The following is a 24,772-nucleotide window of genomic DNA, read 5'->3' on the forward strand; positions in this document are numbered from 1 at the left end:
CATTCTTGCCTTGTTGCTGCCTTATTTTATATAATAACATCACACTGGGAGAGCGAATCGTGGAGAGGAAGAAAATGGACAACACAACACGCATGGCCGGAGGCTCGTTTGCCTTCGTTTCGACTGCCGCCCTGATGCTGGCCCTCGCCGGATGCGAAGGCGTCAAGGATGGCAGCGAACAGCACGAACGCCTGACGACCGTCGATATCGAGGAATCCGCCGATGCTTCGGTGATGTACGAAAGCGCGGAGATGGCCATGGCCCCTCCCCCACCGGTTTCGGTAGCCGCACCCTGGATCGGCGATCACGACATGATGATCCCGCCGGAAGACCGCGAACGTTATGCGGGAGAGGAAATCTCGCCGATCAGGGTCACCGCCAGCGAGCCGGTTTCGACCTTCTCGGTCGATGTCGACACCGGTGCATATGCCAATGCGCGCCGGTTCCTGACGATGGGCCAGCTGCCTCCGCAGGATGCCGTGCGGACCGAGGAGATGATTAACTACTTCCGCTATGACTATGCTGCGCCCGCAGATCGCAGCAAGCCGTTCTCGGTCACGCTGAGCACGGCGGCGAGCCCCTGGAACGAGGAGGCCAAGCTTATCCGCGTGGGCCTGCGCGGATACGACCTGCCGCGCAGCGAACGCCCGGCTGCGAACCTCGTGTTCCTTGTCGATGTATCGGGTTCGATGGACAGCCCGGACAAGCTGCCGCTGGTCAAGCGTGCACTGTCCGGCCTCGCTTCGGAAATGAGCCGTGACGACAAGGTTTCCATCGTCGTTTACGCCGGCTCCACCGGCGTAGTGCTGGAGCCGACCAGCAATCCTGCCAAGGTTCGTGCGGCGCTAGCCCGGCTGGGCGCAGGCGGCTCGACCGCTGGCGCGGCCGGACTGGACCTCGCCTATTCCATGGCGGAGCAGGGCTTCATCGAGGGCGGCGTCAACCGCGTGATCCTCGCCACCGACGGCGATTTCAACGTCGGCATGTCGGACACCGATGCCCTGATCGACAAGATCGAGAAAAAACGCGACAGCGGCATCACGCTGACCACGCTCGGCTTCGGGACCGGCAATTACAACGAAGCCATGATGGAACAGATCGCCAATCACGGTAACGGCAATTACGCCTATATCGACAGCGCCCTCGAAGCGAAGAAGGTGCTGCGCGACGAGATGAGCTCGACGCTTTTCACCATTGCCAAGGATGTGAAGATCCAGGTCGAATTCAATCCCGCCGTGGTCAGCCAATACCGCCTGATCGGATATGAAAACCGCGCGCTCCGGGAAGAGGATTTCGCAAACGATCGGGTCGATGCCGGTGATATCGGCGCCGGTCACCAGGTGACGGCCCTTTACGAGGTCATCCCGACGGGCGCGAAGGGCTGGATCGGGGAGCGCCGCTATGCAGGCAATCGCGGCAAGGCCAAGGCGGGCGATGCGAACGAGGCCGCCTTCGTCCAGCTGCGCTACAAGCTTCCCGGCGGGTCCAAATCGAAACTGCTGCAATATCGCCTGCCTGCCGAGCGACTGGCCACACAGCGCCTGCCGCAAGGTGACTTTGCCTTTGCCGCAGCCGTGGCTGCCTATGGCCAGAAACTGCGCGGCGACGAGCTTCTCGCCGACTATTCCTGGGACGATGTGGTCCGCCTTGCCGGGCGCCAGCGCGATTTCTGGCGGCAGGAATTCGTCGAACTCGCCCGCACGGCCGAAGCGCAGATGTAAGTCTGCGCATAGCGCGCGCCGTGGGCCTTGCACCCCTGCGGCGCGCGGCTAGAAGGCGGAAGTCATGAACGCCCGCCCCGCCCTTGCCATCTCCCTCGGTGCCGCCCTCGTTGTGGCGCTCGGCTATGTCGGTAGCCAGCCCGGCGCAGAAGCACTGGCGCAGCGCCTCGACGAGCGGGCGAAAACCGCGATCGCCGAAGCGGGTTATGAACCGGTCACCGCGCGCTTCGAAACGAAGCAAGGCGCTCCGATCCGCCACCCCATGCTTTCGGGCGGCGAGAACCTCGATGAGGGAATGCGGGATCGCGCCGCCAAGCTGGTGGCCGGACTGCCGGGCGTCGGCGGTATCAGCTGGGAAGACGGCTGGGCCAATGCCTCGGCGGGAGACATCGATTTCGAGCCGCTCCATTGCCAGGACGATGTCGAAACCCTGCTGCGCACGCGTTCCATCCGGTTCGAGGAAGGCAGCGCCGCACTGCTCGACACCAGCAATATCCTGATCGGCGAAGTGGCCGACGCACTGCGCCCGTGCCTTGGCTCGATTATCGCGATCATCGGCCACACCGACCGCAGCGGCAGCGAAGAAACAAACCTCGCGCTCAGCCAGGACCGTGCCCGTGCAGTGCGGGAAGCCCTCGTGCGCCGCGGGATACCACGCGACGGGTTGCGCGCGCGCGGGGTCGGATCCGCCGAACCTGTCGAAGGCCTGGAAGCGGACGATCCCGCCAATCGCCGCATCGAATTTTCCGTCATCCGGATCGAGCCGGTGACCCCCACCCCTGTCGACACGCCGGGACCACGCTGATGCCGATCTGGCTGGAAACAACTTCCCTGATGCTGGCCGCCTACGGGCTCGGCCTTGCCATCGGATGGGTGATCTGGGGCCGCGCGCCCGATCCCTCCCCCACTGAACAAAGCCAAGAGGAAACGTCATGAGCGAATTGGTCGCCGAACAATGGCCGCTGATACTGGTCGCCCTGCTGATCGGTATCGTCGTTGCCTTCTATCTCTTCCGCTCCACCCGGCGCACTCGCGTGACCGGCGCGAAGAGCGACGTGCTCGACGAGGGTGCAGACAAGGCCCATCGCAACGCCGCGCTGATCGACAGCGCGCCTGCCGCGGCAAAGGATCCCGCCGTGCCGACCACGCCTTCCGTCGCCAAGGGCACCGGCGGCGATGACCTGACCCGCATCAAGGGCGTGGGGCCCAAGCTTGCCGCTACGCTTGGCGAACTCGGCGTTACGCGGTTCGACCAGATCGCGGCATGGGACGATGCCGAAATCGAGCGTGTCGATGCACAGCTCGGACGCTTCCAGGGCCGTATCCGCCGCGACGACTGGGTCGGCCAGGCAGCGCTTCTGGCCGGCGGCGATACCGAGGCGTTCAAGCAGAAGTACGGCTCCACCGTCTGAGCTCGGGAACCTTTTCTCCTGCGTGCGTTGAGTCCATTGGGTCAGCGTACGTGAGGAGAGCAGGATGGGACAGCGGCAACCACTGCGCATACTCGTTGCCGAGGACGAACTGATCGTCGGCTACGACCTATGCGACACCGTTTCGGAAGCAGGATATCTGGTGGAGGGTCCCTACGACGACCTCTCTTCCGCCATGCTCGCCTATCAGAAGAACAAGCCCGATATCGCGATCCTCGATGTGCAGCTGGGTGACGGCATCGTCTATCCGCTGGCCGAACAGATGATGGCAGAGGACGTGCAGGTCATCTTCCATTCCGGTCAGATCACGCCGGCCCAGGTTATCGAACGCTTTCCCAACGCCACCGCCCTGTCCAAGCCCTGTCCGCCGGCAGAGGTGATCCACTCGGTTCAGCAGGCCGCCGCGCACCACTGATCCTGTCCGACGGAACGAAGCGGCTGGCGCTCCATTGCCTTGATTGAAACCCAAGGCAATTCAAGGAGATCGCAATGTCGCTTCCGTCAATGATCGCAGCACATCCGCAAGTCGAAAACGAGACCGAGGAACTCGTCCTCGCTGCACGCCATGCCATGCTGTGCTCGCTCTTCTGTACCTCTTGCGCCGATGCCTGTGTGGCAGAGGACATGGATATGGCGCAGTGCATCCGGAACTGCCTCGACTGCGCCGATGTATGCGCCTCCACCGCCCGCCTCGCCGTCCGCCGCACCGCCCAGAATATCGATGTCCTTCGCGCCCAGATGGAGGCTTGCATCAAGGCCTGCGAGACCTGCGCCGAAGAATGTTCGCAGCATGACAATCCGCATTGCCAGCTCTGCGCCAAGATGTGCCGCGAGTGTGCCGAAGACTGCCGCAAGGCGCTGCCCCACGTAAATTGAGGCTTTCCGCCCGAAAACGTGGTAATCTGGCGCGGTGATGCCGAAGCTGCGCACCTTTCTCGCGCTCGACAGCGCCGATCGCCTCGCCACGTTCGAGGCCATGGCCGCGCTGCTTTATGCCAAGGCAATGGTGGCAGGCGTGGCTTCGGGGCGGTGGCATGAACGCTTCGCATCGGTGGGCGCATCGCGCACCGGCACGCCGCAAGGAGCCGAGCTTGAAGTCACGAGACGCACGCGCTTTGCCATCGCAAGGGCGCTTCGCAACGTGCCAGGTTCACCCAACTGCCTGCCCCAGGCGCTTGCCGCACGCAGCATGTTGCAGCGTCGCGGTATCGAAGCCGACCTCTTCATCGGAACCCGGCTGGATGGCGCCCAAGAAAACCGCTTCCACGCCTGGCTGAAAGTCGGCGATGAATGGGTGACGGGCCTGTGCGACGAAACCGAATATGCCCTGTTCACCGGTCACGGCGCAGAAGTCGCCTGACTCCCCCTTGCGCCGCACAGCGCATGGTGCCATCGGCAATCACGTAACAGAGGAGACTATATGGCCGGCATGGTGCCTTTCGCCTGGGACGATCCCTTCAATCTCGAAGACCAGCTGACCGAGGAAGAGCGGATGATCCGCGACGCCGCGCACGGTTTCGCGCAAAGCGAGCTGCAGCCGCGCGTCACCGACGCATATCGCGAAGAACTCGACGCGCCCGAACTCTTCCCGCTAATGGGACAGGCCGGTCTGCTCGGCGCTACCGTGCCCGAAGAATATGGCGGCGCCGGTGCGAGCTATGTCGCCTACGGCCTGATCGCCCGCGAGATCGAACGCGTCGACAGCGGCTATCGCTCCATGGCGTCGGTCCAGTCCAGCCTCGTGATGTACCCGATCCATGCCTATGGTTCGGAAGAGCAGAAGAAGAAGTACCTGCCCGGCCTCGCCAGCGGCGAATTGATCGGCTGCTTCGGCCTCACCGAACCCGACGCGGGCTCCGATCCGGGCGGCATGAAGACCGTCGCGAAGAAGGATGGTGACGGCTACAAGATTTCCGGTTCCAAGACCTGGATTTCCAACGCTCCCTTCGCCGACGTCTTCGTCGTCTGGGCGAAGAGCGAGGCGCATGGCGGCGGCATCCGCGGCTTTGTCCTGGAAAAGGGCATGGAAGGTCTTTCCGCTCCCAAGATCGAAGGCAAGCTGTCGCTGCGTGCATCGACCACCGGCATGATCGTCATGGACGAGGTGAAGGTCGGCGCCGATGCGTTGCTGCCCGAAGTGCAGGGCCTCAAGGGTCCCTTCGGCTGCCTCAACCGGGCACGTTACGGCATCAGCTGGGGCGCGATGGGCGCGGCGGAATTCTGCCTTCACGCCGCGCGCCAGTACGGTCTCGACCGCCAGCAATTCGGCGTTCCGCTTGCCTCCAAGCAGCTTTACCAATTGAAGCTCGCCGACATGATGAGCGAGATTGCGCTCGGCCTGCAGGGATCCCTGCGCGTCGGTCGCCTGATGGACGAAGGCAAGTTCGCCCCCGATATGATCTCCATCGTGAAGCGCAACAATGTCGGCAAGGCGCTCGATATCGCCCGTAAGTCGCGCGACATGCACGGCGGCAACGGCATTTCGGAAGAATACCAGGTCATCCGCCACATGGTGAACCTGGAAACCGTCAACACCTACGAAGGCACGCATGACGTCCATGCGCTGATCCTTGGCCGTGCGATCACGGGGATCGCCGCTTTCTGATGTGCTTTCCTACTTGCCGGAACACGGGCATCAGGCGCTCATGAACTGCTCCGAACCCGTCCTGTGCCCCGGTTTTGACGGGGTTGGCGGGTCCGGCGTTTATTTCGCCTGGACCGTGTTCCACATGTTCCACTCTGTAGGAGGCGCCGCATGATGAAGCTGCACGGTTACTACCGCTCCTCGACCAGCTACCGCCTGCGCATCGCGCTGGAGCTGAAGGGGCTGGAATACGAATATGTCCCGGTGAACCTGCTCACCTCGGAACAGAAGGGCGAAGCTTTCACCAGCCGCAATCCCTTCGGTTCGGTGCCGCTGCTGGAGGCCGACGGCAAGGACCGTGTCCAATCGATGGCTCAGCTGGAATGGCTCGACGAAGCTTATCCCGAAAAGCCCCTGCTGCCTTCCGATATCGAAGACCGCTATGTCGCACGCGAACTTGCCTATGCCATCGCGACAGAGTTGCATGCGCCGCTGAACCTGCCGGTGCTCAAATACCTCGCCAATGAATACGGCAAGTCGCAGGACGAGATCGGCGTTTGGTATCGCCACTGGCTCGCGCGCACGCTCGACCCGCTCGAAGCGCGGCTGGCGCAGTTGGACACGGGCGACTTCCTGTTCGACAGACCCGGCTTCTTCGAAGTCTGCCTGCTGCCGCAGGTCTACAACGCGCAGCGGTTCGGCTTCGATTTCAGCGACAAGCCCCGCATTACCCGGATCGAACAGGCCTGCCTGGCCTTGCCCGCGTTCAAGCGCGCCCATCCGGACAACCAGATAGACAATCCAGAGAGGAATTGACCCCATGAAGCTCGCCACACTCAAGGACGGAACCCGCGACGGCAAGCTGGTGGTCGTGTCGAAAGACCTCACCCGCTACTGCGCGGCCGACAACATCGCGCCCACAATGCAGGCCGCGCTCGACAATTGGAACGAGGTCGCGCCGAAGCTCAACGCGCTCTACACCGATGTCGAGCACCAGACCGTGCCGTGCGAACGCTTCCACGAGCGCGAGGCGCATTCGCCCCTGCCCCGTGCCTACCAATGGGCCGACGGCTCGGCCTATATCAACCACGTCGAACTGGTGCGTAAGGCACGCGGTGCTGAAGTGCCGGAGAGCTTCTACCACGATCCGCTGATGTACCAGGGCGGCAGCGACAAGTTCCTCGCCCCGCGCGACGATATCCCGCTCAAGGACACCAAGTGGGGCTGCGACATGGAAGGCGAAATCGCGGTCATCACCGACGACGTGCCGATGGGCGTGTCGAGCGAAGAGGCGGCGGACCACATCAAGCTGGTCATGCTGGTGAACGACGTCTCGCTTCGCGGCCTGATCCCGGGCGAACTGGCGAAAGGCTTCGGCTTCTTCCAGTCCAAGCCTGCCAGCGCCTTCAGCCCTGTCGCGGTGACGCCTGATGAGCTTGGCGATGCGTGGAAGGGCAGCGTCATCCACCTGCCGCTGATGGTCGACTATAACGGAGAGCCCTTCGGCCGCGCCAATGCGGGCGTGGATGCGACCTTCAGCCTCGCCGACCTCGTCGCCCATGCCGCCAAGACGCGCGAGCTTGGGGCGGGCACGATCATCGGCTCGGGCACGGTTTCCAACCAGGGCCCCGATGGCGATCCGGGCAAGCCGGTTGCCGAAGGCGGCCTCGGCTATAGCTGCATCGCGGAAATCCGCATGATCGAGACGATTGCCGACGGCGAAGCCAAGACGCGCTTCATGGCGCCTGGCGATACGGTTCGCGTGGAAATGAAAGACGCGGAAGGCCACTCGATCTTCGGCGCTATCGAACAGAAGGTCGTCGAGGCCTGAGCGATCCCTCCCCCCTCGCGGGTAAGCGGATCGGCCTGCTGAGCTCGTGGGTATCGCGCCGCAATGGCGGCGTGTTCGAATCTGTCGTGGCGCAGGTCCAGATCCTGCGTCGCCTTGGCGCTACGCCTGTTGTGCTGGGTGTGGAGGATGGTGCCGCGTCACAGGACAGCTGGCGGCTGGAGGGGGCCGAGCTCCATCTTGCAAGGCAGCGTGGTCCGGTCGCCCTTGCCTACGGCCCCGATCTGCCGCGCCTGCTCGAGGCGGCAAGCCTGGACCTGCTCCACCTGCACGGGATTTGGCAATATCCGGTTCGCGCCGCGGGCTCATGGGCTAGATCGACTGGCAAACCGATGGTCATCAGTCCTCACGGTATGCTCGATCCGTGGATCACGAACCGCAAGGCATGGAAGAAGCAAGCCGCACGTCTGCTTTGGGAGCGCGCAGCCTGGTCGCAAGCGTCCCTGCTCCACGCCCTGACCGAGGCGGAAGCAGCCGATATCGAGCGGGAAATACCGACAGCATCGACGATCGTAATACCCAACGCCGCGCCAGCGGTGGCCATTGACCCACCCCGACCGCGTGGGCCGGTGGCACTTTATCTCGGCAGGATACACGAGAAGAAGAACCTTGGCGCGCTGCTCGCAGCCTGGACGCGAGTACGCGGCGATCTTCCCGCCGATTCCGCCCTCGTCATCGCGGGCTGGGGAGATGACGATGGCATAGCTGCCCTCGAAAGCGCTCTTGCTGGTTCTGCGGGAGCAGATGTCGAGTTCGTCGGGACCGCATTCGGTTCGCAAAAGGCGGCCTTGTTGGACCTTGCGCGCTTCATGGTCCTGCCGTCGCATAGCGAAGGCTTGCCCATGGCGATCCTCGAAGGCTGGGCCGCCGGCGTTCCGTCGATCATGGGCAACGCCTGCAACCTGCCCGAAGGCTTTGCTTCAGGGGCAGCGATACGGTGCGGGACGTCGAGTGACGCTATCGGCGCTGCCTTGGTGGAAGCGTTTGCGAGAACCGACAGCGAGTGGAAGGAAATGCGCAATTCGGCTCTCTCCCTGGCTAGCGGACCATTCTCCCAAGAGACGATCGCGAAGCATTGGGAGCTCAGTTACGGTCGATTGCTATGATCCGCGCGCCCGACCGGTTCGAGACGCACATTATCGAGAGAAACCGCCCCCTTTCCCGGCCTTAACCAGATACCGAAAACCTGGTCCTCGCAGTCCGGTGCTTGAAGCAATTGCCCTCGTCCGAGCGAGCCACCTGCCTGCCCGGGCCGCGATGGAGCCCCGCAATCGAGCGAGACCAGCAGCGCATCGCCATTTTCCCCCGAAACACTCGCAAACGCGCGATATTCGCCCGCTTCAAGCGCGACCGGTTGCGACAGGACGAGGCGGGTGACGCTCGTCCGGTTGCTCAGTTCGACATGGCGATCTTCCTCGCCGATTGTCGAGATCCGGACGTCTCCCGAGCGGTGGCGGCGCCAACCGAAGAGCGCCTCTTCTCCCAGCCGCTCAAATCCGGGATCGATCAGAAGCAGGTTGCTTTCCGGATTGACGCAATAGGCTGCCAAAAGGTCCTGCGCATCGGCACGCAGGTTGCGCTTGGCGAGTTCGCGAACCAGCGGCTCGACCCGCGCACAGCTCAATCCGATAGTTTCCGCCCCCGAAGCGAGGAAGCGCGCGCGTTCCCGAAGAACACTCGCCTGCTGCCCTTCCGCGCGAAGGTAGGCGTCACTCCACAGGCTTTGGCCGTCCAGCCTACGAGCCAGTTCGGCCCGACCTGCCGCACTCGCTTCCATCATGGCGAACAATGCCTCGAGCTCGCTCGCGGCAGGCTGCACCCGCAACAGTGTATCGAAATGCCCCGCGGCGGCATCGACATTGCCGCGCTCCATGGAATGGGCTGCAAGCGCTGCCCGGCTCAGCGGCTCACGCGGGCTAAGCCGCGCCGCGACCTTCATCGCGCTCTCCCCTTTTGCAGGTTTGCCCGCCTGATACGCCGCAGCGCCCAGGAATGCCGCTCCGCGCGCATCGGCCGGGTCTGCGAGTATCGCCCGGCGCGCGGCCGCATCCGCTTGCGAGGTATCGCCAGCGAGAAGATGCAAGGAAGCGGCGACACGATCGGCTTCGACCCGAAAGGCTGAGGGGATCAACCGTTCGTCATTCGGCTGGTGGGCGGTAACGCGATCAAGGCCGGAGAAGAACGCGGTGAGCGCGAAGACCGCGCCCGCCACAGTCACGAGCCATTGGGCCCGCGCGCTGCTCATGCGGACGCCGCGTCCTGCTTGTCGGCATAGGCGTAATAGTCGTAGCCGTAATACGCCGAATAGCGGTTACCCGAGCGTGCCGGATCGAACTTGGCGAGTGCCGCCCCGAGCAGTGTAGGCTCCATCGAGCGCAGGCGGCGCAGGGCAGCCTTGAGCGAACCACTCCGGCCACGTTCGGCCTCCACGACGAATATCGTGCCGTCCGCGATTGCCGCCAGCATGGGAGCATCGGCCAATCCCAGAACAGGCGGGCTGTCGACGATCACGACGCCGTATTGCTGGCTGAATGTCTCCAGCAACTGCGCCATGCGTGGCGAGGAAAGCAGTTCGGTCGGGCTTGGCGGAAGGGGGCCTGCCGGAAGGATATCGAACTCCGCCTCGCCCAGCGTGACCCGCGTTGCCACATCACTGGGCTCGTTACGCGAGATCAGCAGATCGGTAAGACCGCGCTCGCTCTTGATGCCGGCAATCTTATGCAGGGTGGGTCGGCGCAAGTCGGCGTCGATGAGCAAAGGCGCGATGCCGATCCGGGCAAGGCCGGCGGCAATGGCGAAACTTGTCGTGCTCTTGCCTTCCGCTGCCTGGGCGCTGGTAACGACAATGACTTTGGGCAGCCCTGTCGGCGTCGAATAAAGCAAGGCCCCGCGCATCGAGTTGTACGCCTCGGAAATCGCGGATTTCGGCTCGGCCAGTTCCTCGAGCGGAGTGCCGCTCTCGGTGCGGGGTACGACGCCGAGGAGCGACAGTCCGAGCTTGTCTTCGACATCTTCGGGAGTGTGGATCACATCGTCTAGCTGGTCGCGCAGGAAGATCGCGATTCCCGCTGCGGCTAGCCCCAGCAGCAAACCGATCGCAAGATTGCGCGGCAAGCTTGGCGAAGAAGGAAGGTCCGGGACCTGGGCCCGGTCGATAATGGTAATGTTGCTCGACGCGATACCGGCAGACGCATTCAGCTCCCGATAGCGTTGCAACAGTCCTTCGTAGATCGAGCGGGCGGTATCGGCTTCGCGCGCCAGTACGTTGTAGCGCACGGATTGGTCCTGTTCGGCCAGGGTGTTTCCGCGCGCTTGATCGACCTGGCTGTCCAGTCGCCGCTCGGCAGCCTGCGCGGCGAGATATTCGGCACGAACCGATTGCCTTACCTCGCTCGCAGTCCGGTTGAGCTGGTTATTCACTGCCGCAAGATCGCCCTCGATGCGTGCCGCTGCCGGGTGACCGGGCAGGTAACGATCGCGCGCCGCGTCGAGTTCGCTCTCCAATTGCGCGCGGCGCGTCATCAGGGCCTGGACCGTCGGATTTGCCAGAACGATTTGCGATGAAAGGAGGGGAGAGTTGCGTACCGCATCCCACCGCGATTCCGCCGCAATCCTCGCTTCGCGAGCCCTGATTGCAGCTTGGTTGTATTGCAGCAGGCTGGAAGAAGTGACGGTCCCGGCCGCCAGGTCCGCACCGCCCGTCGCGAGGGTATCCCGTGTGCGGATCAGACCCGTCTGGCGGGCATAATCGTTTAATGCGGCTTCCGACTCTTCGAGCGAGGCGCGCGCCTCGTCGAGCTGCTCTGCCACGAAATTGCGCGCGTAGGAGGAGCTGTCGAACCGGCGCTGCAAGTTCTGCTGGATGAATTCTTCCGCGAATGCGTTGGCTATGCGCGCGGTGACCTCGGGATCGGTGCTCGAAAATTCCACCATCGCGATGCGGGTCGTGCGGCGTAACTCTACCTGTCTGTTGCCCTGGAGAAGCGCCACGGCGAGCTTTCGCTTTTCCGCCTCGCTCGCGCCGCCCGCCTGCACCGGCACCTCCATCGCGGCGAAGAAACGCTCGTCATTGGCAAGGTCCAGCGCGTCGGCCACGCGTTCGGCAAGCGCCCTGCTGCGCAGCACGTCGAGCTGCGTATTGAGGAAACGGTCGATGTCCCAATCCGAAGGGGGAGCAATCTGCGGATCGAGATCCGCCCCGAGGACCTCGTCACTCTGGTCATTGATCTGCAAACTCGCCGCCGCCGAATAGCGCGGCGTGTCCAGCATGGTCACGATGACGGCAAGCGCTACGGCGGCGCCGACGATGGCCAGTGCCATCCAGAAATACCTGCGCACCGCACCGATGACGTTCCGGATCGCAGTGCTGACCGCGTTCTCCCCCGCCGCAGCATAGGCCGCGGAATAGCGATCGCGTTCGCCGATAAGGGGAGGAAGTGCCTGGTCTGTCATCCGATCGGCCGGAAGATTCCGAACACCGGCACAGCCCGCAGGACGTCCTGCCAGGCCCCGCGTACGCTGGAGTAGCCGACGACGACGACGTCGCCAGGTACCAGCGCCACGTCCGGCATCCTGCCGCCGCGGATGGCCCGCAAGTCGAAGCGTCCGGCGGTCCGTTCACCGTCGACCGTGCGGAAGATCATGATCTCGTCGAGTTTGGCAGTATCGGTGGGGCTGCGCGCCAGAGCGAGGGCGGACAGCAAGGTCTGCCCTTCCGCGTAAGAGAAGACCCCGGGCTGTTCGACCTCGCCCTCTACCGCGATGGTGCGATCGCGCGATTCCAGGACCGCCACCGAAACGCGTGGATCGCGCAGGTAATTCGTCGCGTAAGCCGCTTCGATCGCTGTACCGAGTTCGCTGGCGCTGCGCCCGACGGCCTGCACGTCACCAATCAGTGGGAGCGTGAGCATACCGGCATTGTCGACTGCAATGCGCTCGACAGACAGGTCGGATTCACCGAACACGGAAATCGACACGATATCGCCCGGAGCCAGCGTATATCGTTCCGGTAAAGCGGTTTGCGGATCGATCACCACCGCGTCATACCCCGCCTGACCGTCCGGCACGACAGGGTCCAAGGGAGTCTGGCAAGCACTCGCGGCGAGCAGGCAGACCACCCCAATCGCCTTCTTCGAGTTCCGTTCTGGGAGGATTCGACCCGTCATCTGTCCCCGTCCGCGTCCCGGTTCGCCTTACCCATGGGCTGCGTGGGTGAGAGCATTCCTGCCGCCACACCCGCAAGGCAGGCTATCGCCATGTTGCGAAGGGGATAATCGACGAGCGAATGCAGCGCAATGACAGCAAGGGTGCCGCACGCAAAGATCTGTGGAGCACGCTCCGACGCTGCCTGCGACCAGGTGGCGACGCCCTGACGCAGAAGCAGGTAGCCACCGGCCAGCAGAACAACTGGAGCAAGCAGTCCGGCCTCGAGGAAGAATTCGAGGAAGTCGTTATGGGCGCGGTTGATGAAAGCGGCTGAGAGGCTTTCGAAACTCTGATGCGGTGCAAATGCAACCGGGAAGGTTCCGACACCGCTTCCGACGGGGAAGAACGCGTCGATCGCCTGCAATGTATCGCGCCATAACATGATGCGCGCATCGCCGGCCGCATCGAAACGCGTGGCTACGGCGGCCAAGCGCGGATTTCCGGCGAGGATAAGCGGAAGCGCCAGCAAGAGGATGACAGCGAAGGAGGCTGCACGGCCTGCCAGCTTGAGCGCTCTCCCCTCGCCGAGCGGTTTCAGAATCATAGCGTTGAGGGCGAGAACCGGCAGGATCAGGAGGACGCCCATTCGCGAACCGGTGAGAATGGCTGCAAGAAACAGGACGGCCTGACCCGCCAGGAGAATTGGCATCCGGCGCCGCAACAGGGCGGGCGGTGTTGGTTTGGACGCGAAGAATGCGCTCATCGCAAGAGAGCCGATGAGGAGCACGTCGACCGCTGCATTACGATTGGCATGAAATGCGGTGAGCCAACCGCGGTGGCTCATCTCGTAGAGATAGAACGAAGCGCCTCCGCTGGCCAATTGAAGGGCGCCGAGGACAGCCCCTGCTATGGAAAGCAATGCGATCGACAGGATCAGGAACCGGCGGTCGCGTGACGGCAATTGCGCGGTTGCCCACATCACGGCCACGGCCGGCATAAGGGCCAGCAAACCAGCAAGGGTTCGCGCCGGACTTATGCTCAGCGGCTGCCAACTGTTTGCGCCATCGACCAAAGAAAGCGACGCGACCTGCAGTTCGCGGCCGGGCAGTGATTGCCAGATTAGCGGTGGCAAGGGCAGCAATTGCAGTATCGGGACGAACAGCAGCATACTGCCAAGGAGGGCATGCCTGTGCGGAACCGGCTGGAGGACATCCTTATTCCCGCGCGGAGCCCACCAGACCCAGGCTAGCAACGCCGCGACAAAGCCGAGCTGCACGATGATTTCGGCCTTGGGACTGGGAGAGCCACCGCCGCCGAAGATCATCGCAATAGCCACGAACGCCGCCACCAGCAGGCCATGCCGCGATACTGGTGTGGCGTTTCTTCTGCGCAAGCGTCCGCTCCCCGTCAGGCTGGGCACTTCCCTAGCCTGAGCAGGGAGGGGAAGGAACTACATCGCGCGGGCAATCACCATCTTCATGACTTCGTTCGAACCGCCGAAAATGCGGGTGATACGACTGTCACGATACATCCGGGCGATCGGGTAATCGTTGATGTAGCCGGCACCGCCGTGGAACTGCAGGCACTTGTCGACCACTTCGCCCTGCAGTTCGGTGACCCAGTACTTCGCCATGCAGGCCGTATCGACGCTAAGTTCGCGTTTGAGGTGCTTTTCGATGCAGTCGTTTACGAAGACCCGCGCCGCGGTCGCCCGCGCCTTCAGGTCGGCCATGACGAATTGGGTGTTCTGGAAATCCCAGATGGTCTGGCCGAAAGCCTTGCGCGACTTGACGAATTCCATCGTCGTCTCGAGCGCTTTCTCGATCCCCGTCATGGCGCCCATGGCGATGATCAGGCGCTCCTGCGGCAATTCGCCCATGAGCTGGTAGAAGCCCTTGCCCTCTTCACCGCCGAGCACGTTTTCAGCCGGGACGAATACGTCGTCGAAGAACAGCTCCGAGGTATCCGCCGCGTCCATGCCGATCTTGTCGAGCTTTTTGCCGCGCTGGAATCCTTCGGCGCCTTCCGTCTCGAGCAGCATGAGCGAAATGCCCTTGGCGCGCTCATTCGGGTCGGTCTTGGCGACAACGATGATGAAGTCGGCTGTCTGACCGTTGGAGATATAGGTCTTGGCGCCGTTGATCCGGTAGCCGTTGCCGTCCTTCAGTGCCGTGGTGGTGATGCTTTGCAGGTCGGAGCCGACGCCCGGTTCCGTCATCGCAATCGCGCTCACCAGCTCGCCGGTGACGAGCTTGGGCAGGTACTTCTTCTTCTGCTCTTCGGTGCCGTGGCGCACGAGGTAAGGCAGGATCACGGTGTTGTGCAGGCTGGCAGCGAAGCCTTCGACGCCGTGCTTCGCCTGTTGGTCGATGACCACCATCTCGTGCCGGAAATCGCCGCCGTGGCCGCCATATTCTTCGGGCACAGACACGCCGAGAAGGCCCGCCTCACCCGCCTCGTTCCAGAATTCACGTTCCACCTGGCCTTCTTCGCGCCATTTAAGGATGCGTTTCTCAGGGGCATGCTGCTGGTAGAACTTCCCGACGGCGTCGGCGAAGATCGAGATCTCCTCGTCTTCCATGAATTCTGGCTGCGGTACGTCGATGACGGGCATTTGCGGTGTTCCTCTCGATTATCCTCTTGTCGGTATGGGGCGCTTATTTGCCCTTCCAGTTCGGCTTGCGCTTTTCGGCAAAGGCGGCCGCGCCCTCGCGCGCATCTTCGGACACGAACACAGGGCCGATCAGCTGGGCCTGCTTGTCATAGCGTTCGTCCATCGCCCAGCCGCGCGATTCCTTCATGATCTGCTTCGACACGCGAACCGCCAGCGGTCCGTTTTCCGCGATCTTGGCAGCAAGTTCCTTCGCCCCGTCGAGAGCGGAGCCATCGGTCACGCGGTTGATCAGGCCAAGCTCGTAAGCCCGTTCCGAGCCGATGAAGTCACCGGTCAGCGCCAGTTCCATGGCGACCCGTTCGGGGATCTGGTCGGGCAGCATCATGACGCCGCCTGCCGCCGCCACGAGGCCGCGCTTCGCTTCGGGAATGCCGAATTTCGCATCCTTGTGCGCAACCACAAGGTCGCAGGCGATCATTAGTTCGAGCCCGCCGGCCAGCGCATAGCCTTCGACTGCGGCGATCAGCGGCTTCTTCGGGGGAGCCTGCACCACGCCGCCGAACCCGCGCCCTTCAATGCTGGGCGATTCGCCGCGCAGGAATCCCTTGAGGTCCATACCCGAACAGAAGGTGCCGCCCGCTCCGGTCAGGATCCCGACGCGCAGGTCGTCTTCCGCATCGAGCCGATCCATCGCTGCGGCAATCCCTTCGGCCGCGGCCTTGGTCATCGCATTCTTCGCTTCGGGGCGATTGATCGTGACGATCAGGACACCGTTGTCGACTTCGGTCAGGACTTCTTCCGACATGCTCGCTCTCTCCATTGCAAATAGAAACTGTTCTTGCGCCCTTGCTGCGGGAGGTTTACGCAAACGTCAACCGGCAAAAGCCGCAAGATTCGACAAGACGAGAGAGGAACACGCCATGTCAGAAGCCTATATCATCGACGCCGTCCGCACCCCGCGCGGGATCGGCAAGCAGGGCAAGGGCGCGCTGGCGGCGATGCATCCGCAGCACCTCGCCGCGACCTGTCTCAAGGCGATCAAGGACCGCAACGATCTCGACACCGCGACCGTGGACGATGTGATCTGGTCGGTCAGCACACAGGACGGAATGCAGGCGGGCGATCTCGGCCGCATGGCTGCGCTCGATGCAGGCTATGACATCACCTCGTCCGGCACGACGCTCGACCGGTTCTGCGGCGGCGGCATTACCAGCGTCGCCCTCGCCGCGGCCCAGGTGATGAGCGGCATGGAAGATTGCGTGGTGGCAGGCGGCACCGAGATGATGAGCCTGACCGCCGCCATGTCGAAGGAAAAGATGGCCGCCGGAATGCGCCCGCCGATGATGGGCAGCTATAACGAGCGCCTGATGCGCAAGCACCCGCAGAGCCACCAGGGCGTGTGCGGCGATGCCATCGCGACCATGGAAGGCTTCACCCGCGAAGAGCTGGACGAAGTCGGCTATCGCAGCCAGCAGCGCGCCGCCGTAGCGATCGAGGAAGGACGCTTCGACAAATCGGTCGTGCCGGTGCTCGACGATGACGGCAACGTGGTGCTCGACAAGGAAGAATATCCCCGCCCCCAGACGACCAAGGAAGGTCTTGCCGAACTGGAACCGGCCTTCGCTAAGATCGCCAACGTCCCGCTCGACAAGAACGGCACGACTTTCGCCGGTCTCGTGAATGCCAAATATCCCGACCTTGAAATCAAGCACTTCCACCACGCAGGCAACAGCTCGGGCGTGGTCGACGGTGCGGCAGCCGTCCTGGTCACCAGCAAGGAATATGCACAGAAGCACGGCCTGAAGCCGCGCGCCCGCATCGTCGCGACTGCCAACATGGGCGACGATCCGACGCTGATGCTCAATGCCCCGGTGCCGGCAGCGAAGAAGGTCCTCGAGAAGGCAGGCCTGACCAAGGACGACATCGACCTTTACGAGATCAACGAGGCTTTCGCTGTGGTGGCGGCAAAGTTCGTGCGCGACCTCGACCTCGACTGGGACAAGGTCAACGTGAATGGCGGCTCGATCGCGCTTGGTCACCCCATCGGCGCCACCGGGTCCATCCTGATCGGCACGATGGTCGACGAGCTGGAGCGCCAGGACAAGCGTTATGGCCTCGTCACCATGTGCGCGGCAGGCGGCATGGCGCCGGCCATCGTGATCGAACGGGTCGACGGTTTCGTCGACTGATCACGGCGATCACTTCAGCGGCAGGATCTTCGAAATCACGTAATCCGCGGCTTCCTCGGGGCTCATCGCTACCGTGTTGACGCGGATTTCGGGCTCTTCCGGTTCCTCGTAGGGACTGTCGATGCCGGTGAAGTTCTTGAGCTTGCCCTCGCGCGCCTTCTTGTAGAGGCCCTTCACGTCGCGTGCCTCCGCCACTTCGAGCGGAGTGTCGACGTGGATCTCGATGAACTCGCCCTCGCCCATCATGTCGCGGACCAGCTGGCGGTCGGCGCGGAACGGGCTGATGAAAGCGGTAAGCACGATCAGCCCTGCATCGGTCATCAGCTTGGCCACTTCGCCGATGCGGCGGATGTTTTCGATCCGGTCGCTTTCGGTAAAGCCGAGGTCCTTGTTGAGACCGTGGCGGACATTGTCGCCGTCGAGCAGGAAGGTGTGGCGATTCATCAGCGCCAGCTTCTTCTCGACCTCGTTGGCGATGGTCGATTTGCCCGAGCCGGACAGGCCGGTGAACCACAGCACGCGGGGACGCTGGTTCTTCATCGCCGCGTGATCGTCACGCGTAATGTCGGTCGCCTGCCAGTGCACATTCTGTGCGCGGCGCAGACTGAAGTGCAGCATGCCCGCGCCAACGGTGCGATTGGTGATCTTGTCGATAAGGATGAAGCCGCCGAGCGCGCGGTTGTCGGCATAGGCTTCGAACACGATCTGCTTGTCGGTGGTGATCTCGCTCACGCCGATTGCATTGAGTTCGAGTGTCTTGGCAGCAAGGTGCTGCATCGTGTTGACGTTGATCTCGTATTTCGGCTCGGCAACGGTCACGCTGACCGTCTGCGTGCCGATCTTCATCCAGTAGCCGCGCCCGACGACGAGCGGATCCTCGTCCATCCACACGATGGTGCTTTCGAACTGGTCGGCCACTTCCGGCGGGTTGTCGGCAGCGGCCAGAACATCGCCCCGCGAGCAGTCGATTTCATCTTCGAGCGTGATGGTGACAGACTGGCCGGCAACGCCCTGTTCGAGTTCGCCGTCCATCGTCACGACCGATTTGACCGTGCTGGTTTTGCCCGAAGGGAGCGAACGCACCTGGTCGCCCGGTTTGACGCTGCCCGTCGATATCAGGCCGGAGAACCCGCGAAAATCGAGGTTCGGACGATTGACCCACTGCACCGGCATGCGGAACGGCTTGTCGAGGTTCGCATCGGAACGAACCTCCACCGCTTCAAGATGGTCCATCAGCGTGGGACCATCGTACCAAGCGGTATTGTCCGACCTCGTGGTGATATTGTCGCCCGCAAGGCCCGAGATCGGAATCGCAGTGAAGCTCTCGATGCCGATGCTCCTTGCGAACTCTTCGTACTCGGCGATAATCGCGTCGTATTTTTCCTGATCGTAATCGATCAGGTCCATCTTGTTCACGGCGAGGACGAGGTTCTTGATGCCGAGCTGGTGGCACAGGAAGCTGTGGCGCTTGGTCTGGACCAGCACGCCCTTGCGCGCATCGATGAGAATGCAGGCGAGATCGGCGGTCGATGCACCGGTCACCATGTTGCGCGTGTACTGCTCGTGGCCCGGGCAGTCGGCGACGATGAACTTGCGGCTTTCGGTCGCAAAAAAGCGATAGGCGACATCGATGGTGATGCCCTGCTCGCGCTCGGCGGCGAGACCGTCGACCAGCAGCGCGAAATCGATTTCCTGACCCTGCGTGCCGACACGCTTGCTATCGCTTTCCAGCGCGGCAAGCTGGTCCTCGAAGATCATCTTGGAATCGTAGAGCAGGCGCCCGATCAGGGTCGACTTGCCATCGTCCACGCTGCCGCAGGTGATGAAGCGCAGCATCGTCTTATGCTGGTGCTTGTCGAGATAGGCCTCGATATCTTCGGCGATCAGGGCGTCGGTCTTGTAAGTATCGGAGGACATCAGAAATAGCCCTCCTGCTTCTTCTTCTCCATCGACGCGTCACCTGAATCCTTGTCGATCACCCGGCCCTGCCGCTCCGACGTGGTCGTCAGCAGCATCTCCTGGATGATTTCAGGCAGTGTCGCCGCTTCGCTCTCGACCGCGCCGGTCAACGGGAAGCAGCCCAGCGTGCGGAAACGGATCGAACGTTCAGTGATCTCGGGGCGTTTGCCCATGACGCGTTCCAGCCGCTCGATATCGTCGGCCATGAACAGGCCACCTTCGTATTCGAAAGTCGGACGCTTGGCAGAATAATAGAGCGGCACGATCTCGATGTTTTCGAGATGGATGTACTGCCAGATGTCGAGCTCGGTCCAGTTCGAGAGCGGGAAGACGCGGATGCTCTCGCCCTTCTTCTTGCGGGCGTTGTACAGGTTCCACAGCTCCGGGCGCTGGCTCTTGGGGTCCCAGCCGTGGCTGGCCGTCCGGAAGGAGAAGATACGCTCCTTCGCGCGGCTCTTTTCCTCGTCGCGACGTGCCCCACCGAAGGCCGCATCGAAACCGTATTTGTCGAGCGCCTGCTTCAGTCCCTGCGTCTTCCACATGTCGGTGTGGAGCGGGCCGTGGTCGAAGGGGTTGATACCCATCTCCTCGGCCTCGGGATTGCGGTGCACGAGCAATTCCATGCCCGCATCCTGCGCGCTGCGTTCGCGCAGTTCGTACATGTCCTTGAACTTCCATGTCGTATCGACGTGAAGCAGCGGAAAGGGCGGCGGCGACGGGTAGAAAGCCTTTTTCGCCAGGTGCAGCATCACCGCGCTGTCCTTGCCGATCGAATAAAGCATGACGGGTTTGTCCGCCTCGGCCACCACTTCGCGCATGATGTGGATGCTTTCGGCTTCGAGCCGCTGGAGGTGGGTAAGGGTCATCGACGGTCGGGCCCGGACTTTGCAAATTCTCTATCGGCGAGGCTCCGAGATGGCCAGAACCCTGCGATCCCGCAAGCGCCATTTGGTCGCGTGCAGGATAGGATTGTTTGCAAGCGGGAAACGGCGAGAGTGACCGGACCGCCTAATTCGCGCCCGAGGACAGCAGTCGAAATCCCCACGCAGGCAATTCCACGACGGCGCCGGCTTCAAGCTCGACCCCTTCCTCGCCGCGGAATTCATCGTAGGTCCCGGCAGCCAGCCCATCGGAAAGCGTCGCCGTCACTGGCGAACCGGAGAAGTTGAACAGTCCGACGACCTTGTTGCCTTCCTCTTGCCGCACCCAACCGAACAACTGTTGCGGCTTGTCGGTCACAACCTGTTGCATCCGCGCGCCCCATTGCCCGTTTTCGAGAGCGGGATTGGCTTTGCGAAAGGCGATCAGGTCAGCGAGCAGGTCTCCGTACGTACAAGCCGGGTCCTGCTGCCAGTCGATCGGGTCCCGCTCGAAAAACTCGAGCCGCTTGGCATTGCAGGCTTCCATCCCGTTATGGATCAGGGGCAAGCCTTCGCCGGTGAAAGACAACGCGGTCATCGCCTCGAGCGCGGCGCCGTAATTCTCTTCCATCGTGCCTTCCCACGCATTGCTGTCGTGGTTCTCTATGTAAGTCATGCGCATCGCGGAGCGCGGCCACAGGCTCTCGTTCTCGGCGTAATAGCCATAGAAGCTGGTCGCATTGCCCTTGCCCTGCGCCACATTCTTGGTGGTGTTGTGCCAGTCCCATGCATAGGTCGCGTCGAAGGCCTTGTGGTGCCAGGCAGTCTGCTGGACCTCGCCGAGCATGAAGACGGGCTTGATCGCTTCGAGACGGGCACGGGCGGTCTCCCAGAAATCGAGGGGGACGTATCCCGCCACATCGGCGCGGTATCCGTCGACGCCGAATTCGCGCACCCAATATTCCATCGCCCCGCCCACGTGCTCGCGCACGCCCGGCTGAGACCAGTCGAGATCGATGATGTCGGACCAGTCCCACCACGGGGTCGGGCGGAAATCGCCGTCCCATGTCTTCTCGTACCAGTCGGGATGCTCAGTGCGCAGCGCGTTGTCCCATGCCGTGTGATTGGCGACGAGGTCGAGGATCACCTTGAAGCCCTGTTCGTGTGCGGCATCGACGAAGGCGCGGAATTCCTCTTCATTGCCGAATTCAGGGTTCACCGCGTAATAGTCCTGCACCGAATAGGGGCTACCCAGAGTGCCCTTGCGGTTCTCCTTCCCGATCGGGTGAATCGGCATGAGCCACAATATGTCGACGCCCAGTTCCTTCAGGCGCGGCAACTGCTCCTGCGCTGCGGCGAAGGTGCCTTCCTCGGTGAAATGGCGGGTATTGATCTGGTACAGGACCGCATCGCGCGACCATTCGGGATGCTCGATCGTGACGGTCTCTCGCGCCTCCCATGTATCGCCGGCAGGCTCCTCGGGCGTGCCCGACATCGCATAGGCGCCGCCTGCGACGAGAGCTGCTGCGGCTGCTCCGAGAATGAGCTTACGCATCGGCGCTCTCCCCGGGCACGGACACCCTAAGCATGGCGAGTGCCGCCACCGTCCAACTCGCAGCGGCGAACAGCATCGTCCAGATCGGATCGGCCGGGAAGAAAGCGTTCATCACGCTGCCCATGACCGTCGCCACCAGCAATTGCGGCACCACGATGAAGATGTTGAACAGCCCCATGTAGATGCCGAGCTTGGCCTGCGGCAGGCTGTTGGCGAGGATGGCATAGGGCATGGCAAGGATCGACGCCCAGGCGATCCCCTTCAGGACTTCGCAAACGATCAGCAGGTTGGGATCGCGCAGGAAGAAATAGCCGAGGAAACCGAGCGCGCCCAAAAGCAGACAGGTCATATGCGTGCGTGCTTTGCCGATACGCTTGGACAGCAGCGGCAGGACGGCCAGCGCCGCAACCGCCGCCACGGCGTTCTGCACGGTGTAAATCAGGTTCCACCAGTTCGCGCCCTCGTTATAGGCCACGGTGGTCGGATCGGCACTACCGTAGAAATATTGCGAGACGATCGGTCCGGAATAGATCCACATGATGAAAAGGGACGACCAGCTGAAAAACTGGACCACGGCCAGCTTTTTCATCGTGTCCGGCATGCCGGAAAAATCGCCGACGATGCTGGACAGCATATTCGCGTGCTTGCCCTGCTTGGCCATCGAGATACCGATCGCGCTGAGCAGGCCATACGCGACGAGCAAGCCTCCCAGCAGGAGGATTTCCTTCTCCAGACCGAGCGGCGAGACCGCAAAAATGACCGCTACGCCAGCGACCAGCCAAAGGGCTGCCGAGGTGTAGGTTTTCGCAGCCAGGGCACGCACGCTCTGGCCTGCTTCGACCTCGCGCTCGGCCTCGAATGCGGCCATTTCCTCAGGGCTGTATTCCTTCGTCGAAACGACGGTCCACCCGATCGCCGCGAAGAGGGCGGCGGCACCGGCCCAGAAGCTCCACCTGACGGTATCGGGGATCTCGCCCGCCGGTGCGACATTGCTGACGCCGAATTGCTCGAGCAGCCATGGGAAGATGGCCGCGACCACCGCGCCCGCCCCGATAAACGCCGTCTGCACCGCATAGCCCGTGGCATGTTGCGACTTGTCCAGCATGTCGCCGACAAACGCGCGGAAGGGCTCCATCGAGATGTTGAGGCTGGCGTCGAGCACCCACAGCAAGGCCGCCGCAAACAGCAGCGGCGCGCCGAAGGCAGGCGCGAGCGGCATGAGCAGCAACGACAGCGCAGCCAGGATCGCGCCGGTCATGAAATAGGGCCGCCGACGCCCGAAACGGTTCCAGGTCTTGTCCGACAGGTGGCCGATGATCGGTTGTACGATCAGGCCGGTGAGCGGCGCGGCGACCCACAGCGCGGGTAGATCGTCGAGCGATGCCCCGACGGTCTGGAAAATCCGGCTCATGTTGGAGTTCTGAAGAACGAACCCGATCTGGATGCCGAAGAAGCCGAAGCTGATATTGGCGAGCTGTCCCCAGCCCATCTGCGGCTTGCGCGTCGGTAGTGGTGCGGCCGAAGTCGCCATCGTACAATCCTCTCCCCGGCCGGGCTTGGTGCCCGGTCACGATGCGATGGCTCGCACGAAGTAAGCCCTTTCGCAAACACGTATACGAATACGTAGCGCGTCAGTTTTGCGTGGTGCTGCCCCGGATCACCAGCTCGCCCGGCAGCTTGCGCGGTTTGACTTCGCGCTCGTCGATCTGGGCAAGGAGGGCCTCAACCAGCGTTTCGCCTGCGCCTTTGACGTCCTGTATTACGGTCGTCAGCGGAGGGGTCGTCAGGCTGGCTGCAGGAATATCGTCGAAGCCCACGACGGCGATGTCGTGGGGCACACGCTTGCCGGCTTCCGCAATCGCGCGCATGGCCCCGATCGCGATAAGGTCGCTTGCGGCGAAGATCGCATCGCAGGGCTGGCCGCCGGACAGAAGCGCCTTGGCCGCTGCGTAGCCCGCCTCTTCGGTCGTGATCGCATCGAAGCGCGGCGGCGCAGCAAGTCCTGCCTCCTCCATCACCTTGCACAGGCCCGTGTAGCGACCGAGGAATTCGGGACAGGTTTCATCCGCCTCTCCCAGAAAGGCGATATTGCGCTTGCCGATACCGACGAGATGCTCGCCGACCTTGCGGCCTGCGTCCACATTGTCGGTGCCAACCGTAGCGCCGCTGGAATCAAGGCTGACCGACCCCCAGCGCGCGAAGTGCGTGCCTTGCGCCACGAGCTTTTCCAGTTTTGGCGTGTAGGTCGTGTAATCGCCATAACCGAGCAGGATCAGGCCGTCCGCCCGGTGGCTGTCCTGGTATTTGACGTGCCAGTCGTCCTCCATGCGCTGGAAGGAAATCAGCAGGTCGAGCCCCCTGTCCGCGCAGGCCCGCGTGATCGAACCGAGCATGGCGAGGAAGAAGGGATTTATCATGCTTTCGTCGGGCGTGGGGTCCTCGAAGAACAGCAAGGCGATCGTGTTGGAGCGCTGAGAGCGGAGTGATGACGCGTTCTTGTCGACCGTGTAGTTGAGATCGCGCGCGATCTGCTGGATCTTCTGGCGCGTCTGCTCGCTCACCGAGCGATCGCCGCGCAGCGCACGGCTGACGGTCGGCTGCGAAACGCCGGCGGCATAGGCGATGTCGAAACTGGTCGGGCGACCAGTCGGCTTGCGTCCCATCTCTCTCCTCCGGGCAGGAAAACCTGCCCATGGCCCGACCATAGGACTATCCGGCAAAACTGCCAATCTCCGCCAGAATCTGCCCTGATACGGCTGTGACATTTCCGCACCTCGAAGGTCCGGCGGCAGTATGCGTATACGTATGCTGTCTTCCGCCAGACCCCCGCCCGGACCTATCGATAGCCGCATACAGGCCGGTGTTC

Annotated in this window: 23 protein-coding genes; 12 read left to right on the top strand and 11 right to left on the bottom strand. The window is 62.8% G+C overall.

The window, feature by feature from the left end; genetic code table 11:
• Positions 1-74 precede the first annotated feature (74 nt).
• From LCM24_RS02580 to LCM24_RS02625, 11 genes are all read left to right on the top strand, one after another.
• Positions 75-1,721, top strand: coding sequence for a vWA domain-containing protein (locus tag LCM24_RS02580; RefSeq protein WP_224802620.1), 1,647 nt, complete (start codon positions 75-77; stop codon positions 1,719-1,721).
• Between the two features lie 64 nt (positions 1,722-1,785).
• Positions 1,786-2,526: an OmpA family protein gene (locus tag LCM24_RS02585; RefSeq protein ID WP_224802621.1), complete on the top strand. Its 741-nt coding sequence runs from the start codon at positions 1,786-1,788 to the stop codon at positions 2,524-2,526.
• A complete protein-coding gene (locus LCM24_RS12995; RefSeq protein ID WP_263617722.1) occupies positions 2,526-2,657 on the top strand; it encodes a hypothetical protein in 132 nt (43 codons plus the stop codon). The genes LCM24_RS02585 and LCM24_RS12995 overlap by 1 nt, the downstream gene beginning before the upstream one ends.
• On the top strand, positions 2,654-3,133 hold the full coding sequence (locus LCM24_RS02590; protein ID WP_224802622.1) for a hypothetical protein: 480 nt from the start codon (positions 2,654-2,656) through the stop codon (positions 3,131-3,133). Before LCM24_RS12995 ends, LCM24_RS02590 begins: the two co-directional genes overlap by 4 nt.
• A 64-nt stretch (positions 3,134-3,197) precedes the next feature.
• On the top strand, positions 3,198-3,566 hold the full coding sequence (locus LCM24_RS02595; RefSeq protein ID WP_224802623.1) for a response regulator: 369 nt from the start codon (positions 3,198-3,200) through the stop codon (positions 3,564-3,566).
• Between the two features lie 74 nt (positions 3,567-3,640).
• Positions 3,641-4,027, top strand: a complete 387-nt coding sequence (locus LCM24_RS02600) for a four-helix bundle copper-binding protein (RefSeq protein WP_224802624.1) — start codon at positions 3,641-3,643, stop codon at positions 4,025-4,027.
• Between the two features lie 37 nt (positions 4,028-4,064).
• Positions 4,065-4,511, top strand: coding sequence for a lasso peptide biosynthesis B2 protein (locus LCM24_RS02605; protein ID WP_224802625.1), 447 nt, complete (start codon positions 4,065-4,067; stop codon positions 4,509-4,511).
• Positions 4,512-4,580: 69 nt separating this feature from the next.
• Entirely contained in the window at positions 4,581-5,756 is a 1,176-nt protein-coding gene (locus tag LCM24_RS02610) for an acyl-CoA dehydrogenase (protein WP_160596435.1), read from the top strand.
• Positions 5,757-5,909: 153 nt separating this feature from the next.
• Positions 5,910-6,551 carry a maleylacetoacetate isomerase gene (gene maiA / locus LCM24_RS02615; protein ID WP_224803448.1) on the top strand — a complete coding sequence of 214 codons (642 nt, stop codon included), beginning with the start codon at positions 5,910-5,912 and terminating at the stop codon, positions 6,549-6,551.
• Between the two features lie 4 nt (positions 6,552-6,555).
• Entirely contained in the window at positions 6,556-7,566 is a 1,011-nt protein-coding gene (locus LCM24_RS02620; RefSeq protein WP_224802626.1) for a fumarylacetoacetate hydrolase family protein, read from the top strand.
• A 71-nt stretch (positions 7,567-7,637) separates the two neighbouring features.
• Positions 7,638-8,690, top strand: a complete 1,053-nt coding sequence (locus LCM24_RS02625) for a glycosyltransferase (RefSeq protein ID WP_224802627.1) — start codon at positions 7,638-7,640, stop codon at positions 8,688-8,690.
• On the opposite strand, the gene LCM24_RS02630 is transcribed toward LCM24_RS02625, so the two are convergent.
• The 6 genes from LCM24_RS02630 to LCM24_RS02655 form a co-directional block, all read right to left on the bottom strand.
• Positions 8,672-9,829 (bottom strand): tetratricopeptide repeat protein, encoded by a 1,158-nt coding sequence (locus tag LCM24_RS02630; RefSeq protein ID WP_224802628.1) that lies wholly within the window; start codon positions 9,827-9,829, stop codon positions 8,672-8,674. The two genes, LCM24_RS02625 and LCM24_RS02630, sit on opposite strands and share 19 nt — an antisense overlap.
• Complete coding sequence (locus tag LCM24_RS02635) at positions 9,826-12,036, bottom strand: GumC family protein (RefSeq protein ID WP_224802629.1); 2,211 nt, start codon at positions 12,034-12,036, stop codon at positions 9,826-9,828. The genes LCM24_RS02630 and LCM24_RS02635 overlap by 4 nt, the downstream gene beginning before the upstream one ends.
• The gene (locus tag LCM24_RS02640; protein ID WP_224802630.1) at positions 12,033-12,650 is read right to left on the bottom strand and encodes a polysaccharide biosynthesis/export family protein; all 618 of its coding nucleotides are present in this window, start codon (positions 12,648-12,650) and stop codon (positions 12,033-12,035) included. Before LCM24_RS02640 ends, LCM24_RS02635 begins: the two co-directional genes overlap by 4 nt.
• 95 nt (positions 12,651-12,745) lie before the next feature.
• The gene (locus LCM24_RS02645; protein WP_224802631.1) at positions 12,746-14,122 is read right to left on the bottom strand and encodes an O-antigen ligase family protein; all 1,377 of its coding nucleotides are present in this window, start codon (positions 14,120-14,122) and stop codon (positions 12,746-12,748) included.
• Between the two features lie 57 nt (positions 14,123-14,179).
• A complete protein-coding gene (locus tag LCM24_RS02650; protein WP_224802632.1) occupies positions 14,180-15,343 on the bottom strand; it encodes an acyl-CoA dehydrogenase family protein in 1,164 nt (387 codons plus the stop codon).
• A gap of 43 nt (positions 15,344-15,386) precedes the next feature.
• Complete coding sequence (locus LCM24_RS02655) at positions 15,387-16,148, bottom strand: crotonase/enoyl-CoA hydratase family protein (RefSeq protein ID WP_224802633.1); 762 nt, start codon at positions 16,146-16,148, stop codon at positions 15,387-15,389.
• Positions 16,149-16,263: 115 nt separating this feature from the next.
• On the opposite strand from LCM24_RS02655, the gene LCM24_RS02660 reads away from it, so the two are divergent.
• Entirely contained in the window at positions 16,264-17,532 is a 1,269-nt protein-coding gene (locus LCM24_RS02660) for an acetyl-CoA C-acetyltransferase (protein WP_224802634.1), read from the top strand.
• A 9-nt stretch (positions 17,533-17,541) separates the two neighbouring features.
• On the opposite strand, the gene cysN is transcribed toward LCM24_RS02660, so the two are convergent.
• From cysN to LCM24_RS02685, 5 genes are all read right to left on the bottom strand, one after another.
• Complete coding sequence (gene cysN / locus LCM24_RS02665; RefSeq protein WP_224802635.1) at positions 17,542-19,449, bottom strand: sulfate adenylyltransferase subunit CysN; 1,908 nt, start codon at positions 19,447-19,449, stop codon at positions 17,542-17,544.
• A complete protein-coding gene (gene cysD / locus LCM24_RS02670) occupies positions 19,449-20,357 on the bottom strand; it encodes a sulfate adenylyltransferase subunit CysD (RefSeq protein WP_224802636.1) in 909 nt (302 codons plus the stop codon). Before cysD ends, cysN begins: the two co-directional genes overlap by 1 nt.
• A 142-nt stretch (positions 20,358-20,499) precedes the next feature.
• Positions 20,500-21,906 carry an alpha-amylase family glycosyl hydrolase gene (locus LCM24_RS02675; RefSeq protein WP_224802637.1) on the bottom strand — a complete coding sequence of 469 codons (1,407 nt, stop codon included), beginning with the start codon at positions 21,904-21,906 and terminating at the stop codon, positions 20,500-20,502.
• A complete protein-coding gene (locus tag LCM24_RS02680) occupies positions 21,899-23,437 on the bottom strand; it encodes an MFS transporter (protein WP_224802638.1) in 1,539 nt (512 codons plus the stop codon). The genes LCM24_RS02675 and LCM24_RS02680 overlap by 8 nt, the downstream gene beginning before the upstream one ends.
• A gap of 100 nt (positions 23,438-23,537) precedes the next feature.
• Positions 23,538-24,569: a LacI family DNA-binding transcriptional regulator gene (locus LCM24_RS02685; RefSeq protein ID WP_224802639.1), complete on the bottom strand. Its 1,032-nt coding sequence runs from the start codon at positions 24,567-24,569 to the stop codon at positions 23,538-23,540.
• Positions 24,570-24,772: the final 203 nt, after the last annotated feature.

The sequence above is a fragment of the Qipengyuania aquimaris genome, assembly GCF_020171965.1.
In the GTDB taxonomy this organism is placed as follows: Bacteria; Pseudomonadota; Alphaproteobacteria; order Sphingomonadales; family Sphingomonadaceae; genus Qipengyuania; species Qipengyuania aquimaris_A.

Coding starts and splice junctions, on each gene's coding strand:
- LCM24_RS02580 (WP_224802620.1), top strand. CDS start 75: ATGGACAACACAACACGCATGGCCGGAGGCTCGTTTGCCTTCGTTTCG.
- LCM24_RS02585 (WP_224802621.1), top strand. CDS start 1,786: ATGAACGCCCGCCCCGCCCTTGCCATCTCCCTCGGTGCCGCCCTCGTT.
- LCM24_RS12995 (WP_263617722.1), top strand. CDS start 2,526: ATGCCGATCTGGCTGGAAACAACTTCCCTGATGCTGGCCGCCTACGGG.
- LCM24_RS02590 (WP_224802622.1), top strand. CDS start 2,654: ATGAGCGAATTGGTCGCCGAACAATGGCCGCTGATACTGGTCGCCCTG.
- LCM24_RS02595 (WP_224802623.1), top strand. CDS start 3,198: ATGGGACAGCGGCAACCACTGCGCATACTCGTTGCCGAGGACGAACTG.
- LCM24_RS02600 (WP_224802624.1), top strand. CDS start 3,641: ATGTCGCTTCCGTCAATGATCGCAGCACATCCGCAAGTCGAAAACGAG.
- LCM24_RS02605 (WP_224802625.1), top strand. CDS start 4,065: ATGCCGAAGCTGCGCACCTTTCTCGCGCTCGACAGCGCCGATCGCCTC.
- LCM24_RS02610 (WP_160596435.1), top strand. CDS start 4,581: ATGGTGCCTTTCGCCTGGGACGATCCCTTCAATCTCGAAGACCAGCTG.
- maiA (WP_224803448.1), top strand. CDS start 5,910: ATGAAGCTGCACGGTTACTACCGCTCCTCGACCAGCTACCGCCTGCGC.
- LCM24_RS02620 (WP_224802626.1), top strand. CDS start 6,556: ATGAAGCTCGCCACACTCAAGGACGGAACCCGCGACGGCAAGCTGGTG.
- LCM24_RS02630 (WP_224802628.1), bottom strand. CDS start 9,829: ATGAGCAGCGCGCGGGCCCAATGGCTCGTGACTGTGGCGGGCGCGGTC.
- LCM24_RS02635 (WP_224802629.1), bottom strand. CDS start 12,036: ATGACAGACCAGGCACTTCCTCCCCTTATCGGCGAACGCGATCGCTAT.
- LCM24_RS02650 (WP_224802632.1), bottom strand. CDS start 15,343: ATGCCCGTCATCGACGTACCGCAGCCAGAATTCATGGAAGACGAGGAG.
- LCM24_RS02655 (WP_224802633.1), bottom strand. CDS start 16,148: ATGTCGGAAGAAGTCCTGACCGAAGTCGACAACGGTGTCCTGATCGTC.
- LCM24_RS02660 (WP_224802634.1), top strand. CDS start 16,264: ATGTCAGAAGCCTATATCATCGACGCCGTCCGCACCCCGCGCGGGATC.
- cysN (WP_224802635.1), bottom strand. CDS start 19,449: ATGTCCTCCGATACTTACAAGACCGACGCCCTGATCGCCGAAGATATC.
- cysD (WP_224802636.1), bottom strand. CDS start 20,357: ATGACCCTTACCCACCTCCAGCGGCTCGAAGCCGAAAGCATCCACATC.
- LCM24_RS02675 (WP_224802637.1), bottom strand. CDS start 21,906: ATGCGTAAGCTCATTCTCGGAGCAGCCGCAGCAGCTCTCGTCGCAGGC.
- LCM24_RS02680 (WP_224802638.1), bottom strand. CDS start 23,437: ATGGCGACTTCGGCCGCACCACTACCGACGCGCAAGCCGCAGATGGGC.
- LCM24_RS02685 (WP_224802639.1), bottom strand. CDS start 24,569: ATGGGACGCAAGCCGACTGGTCGCCCGACCAGTTTCGACATCGCCTAT.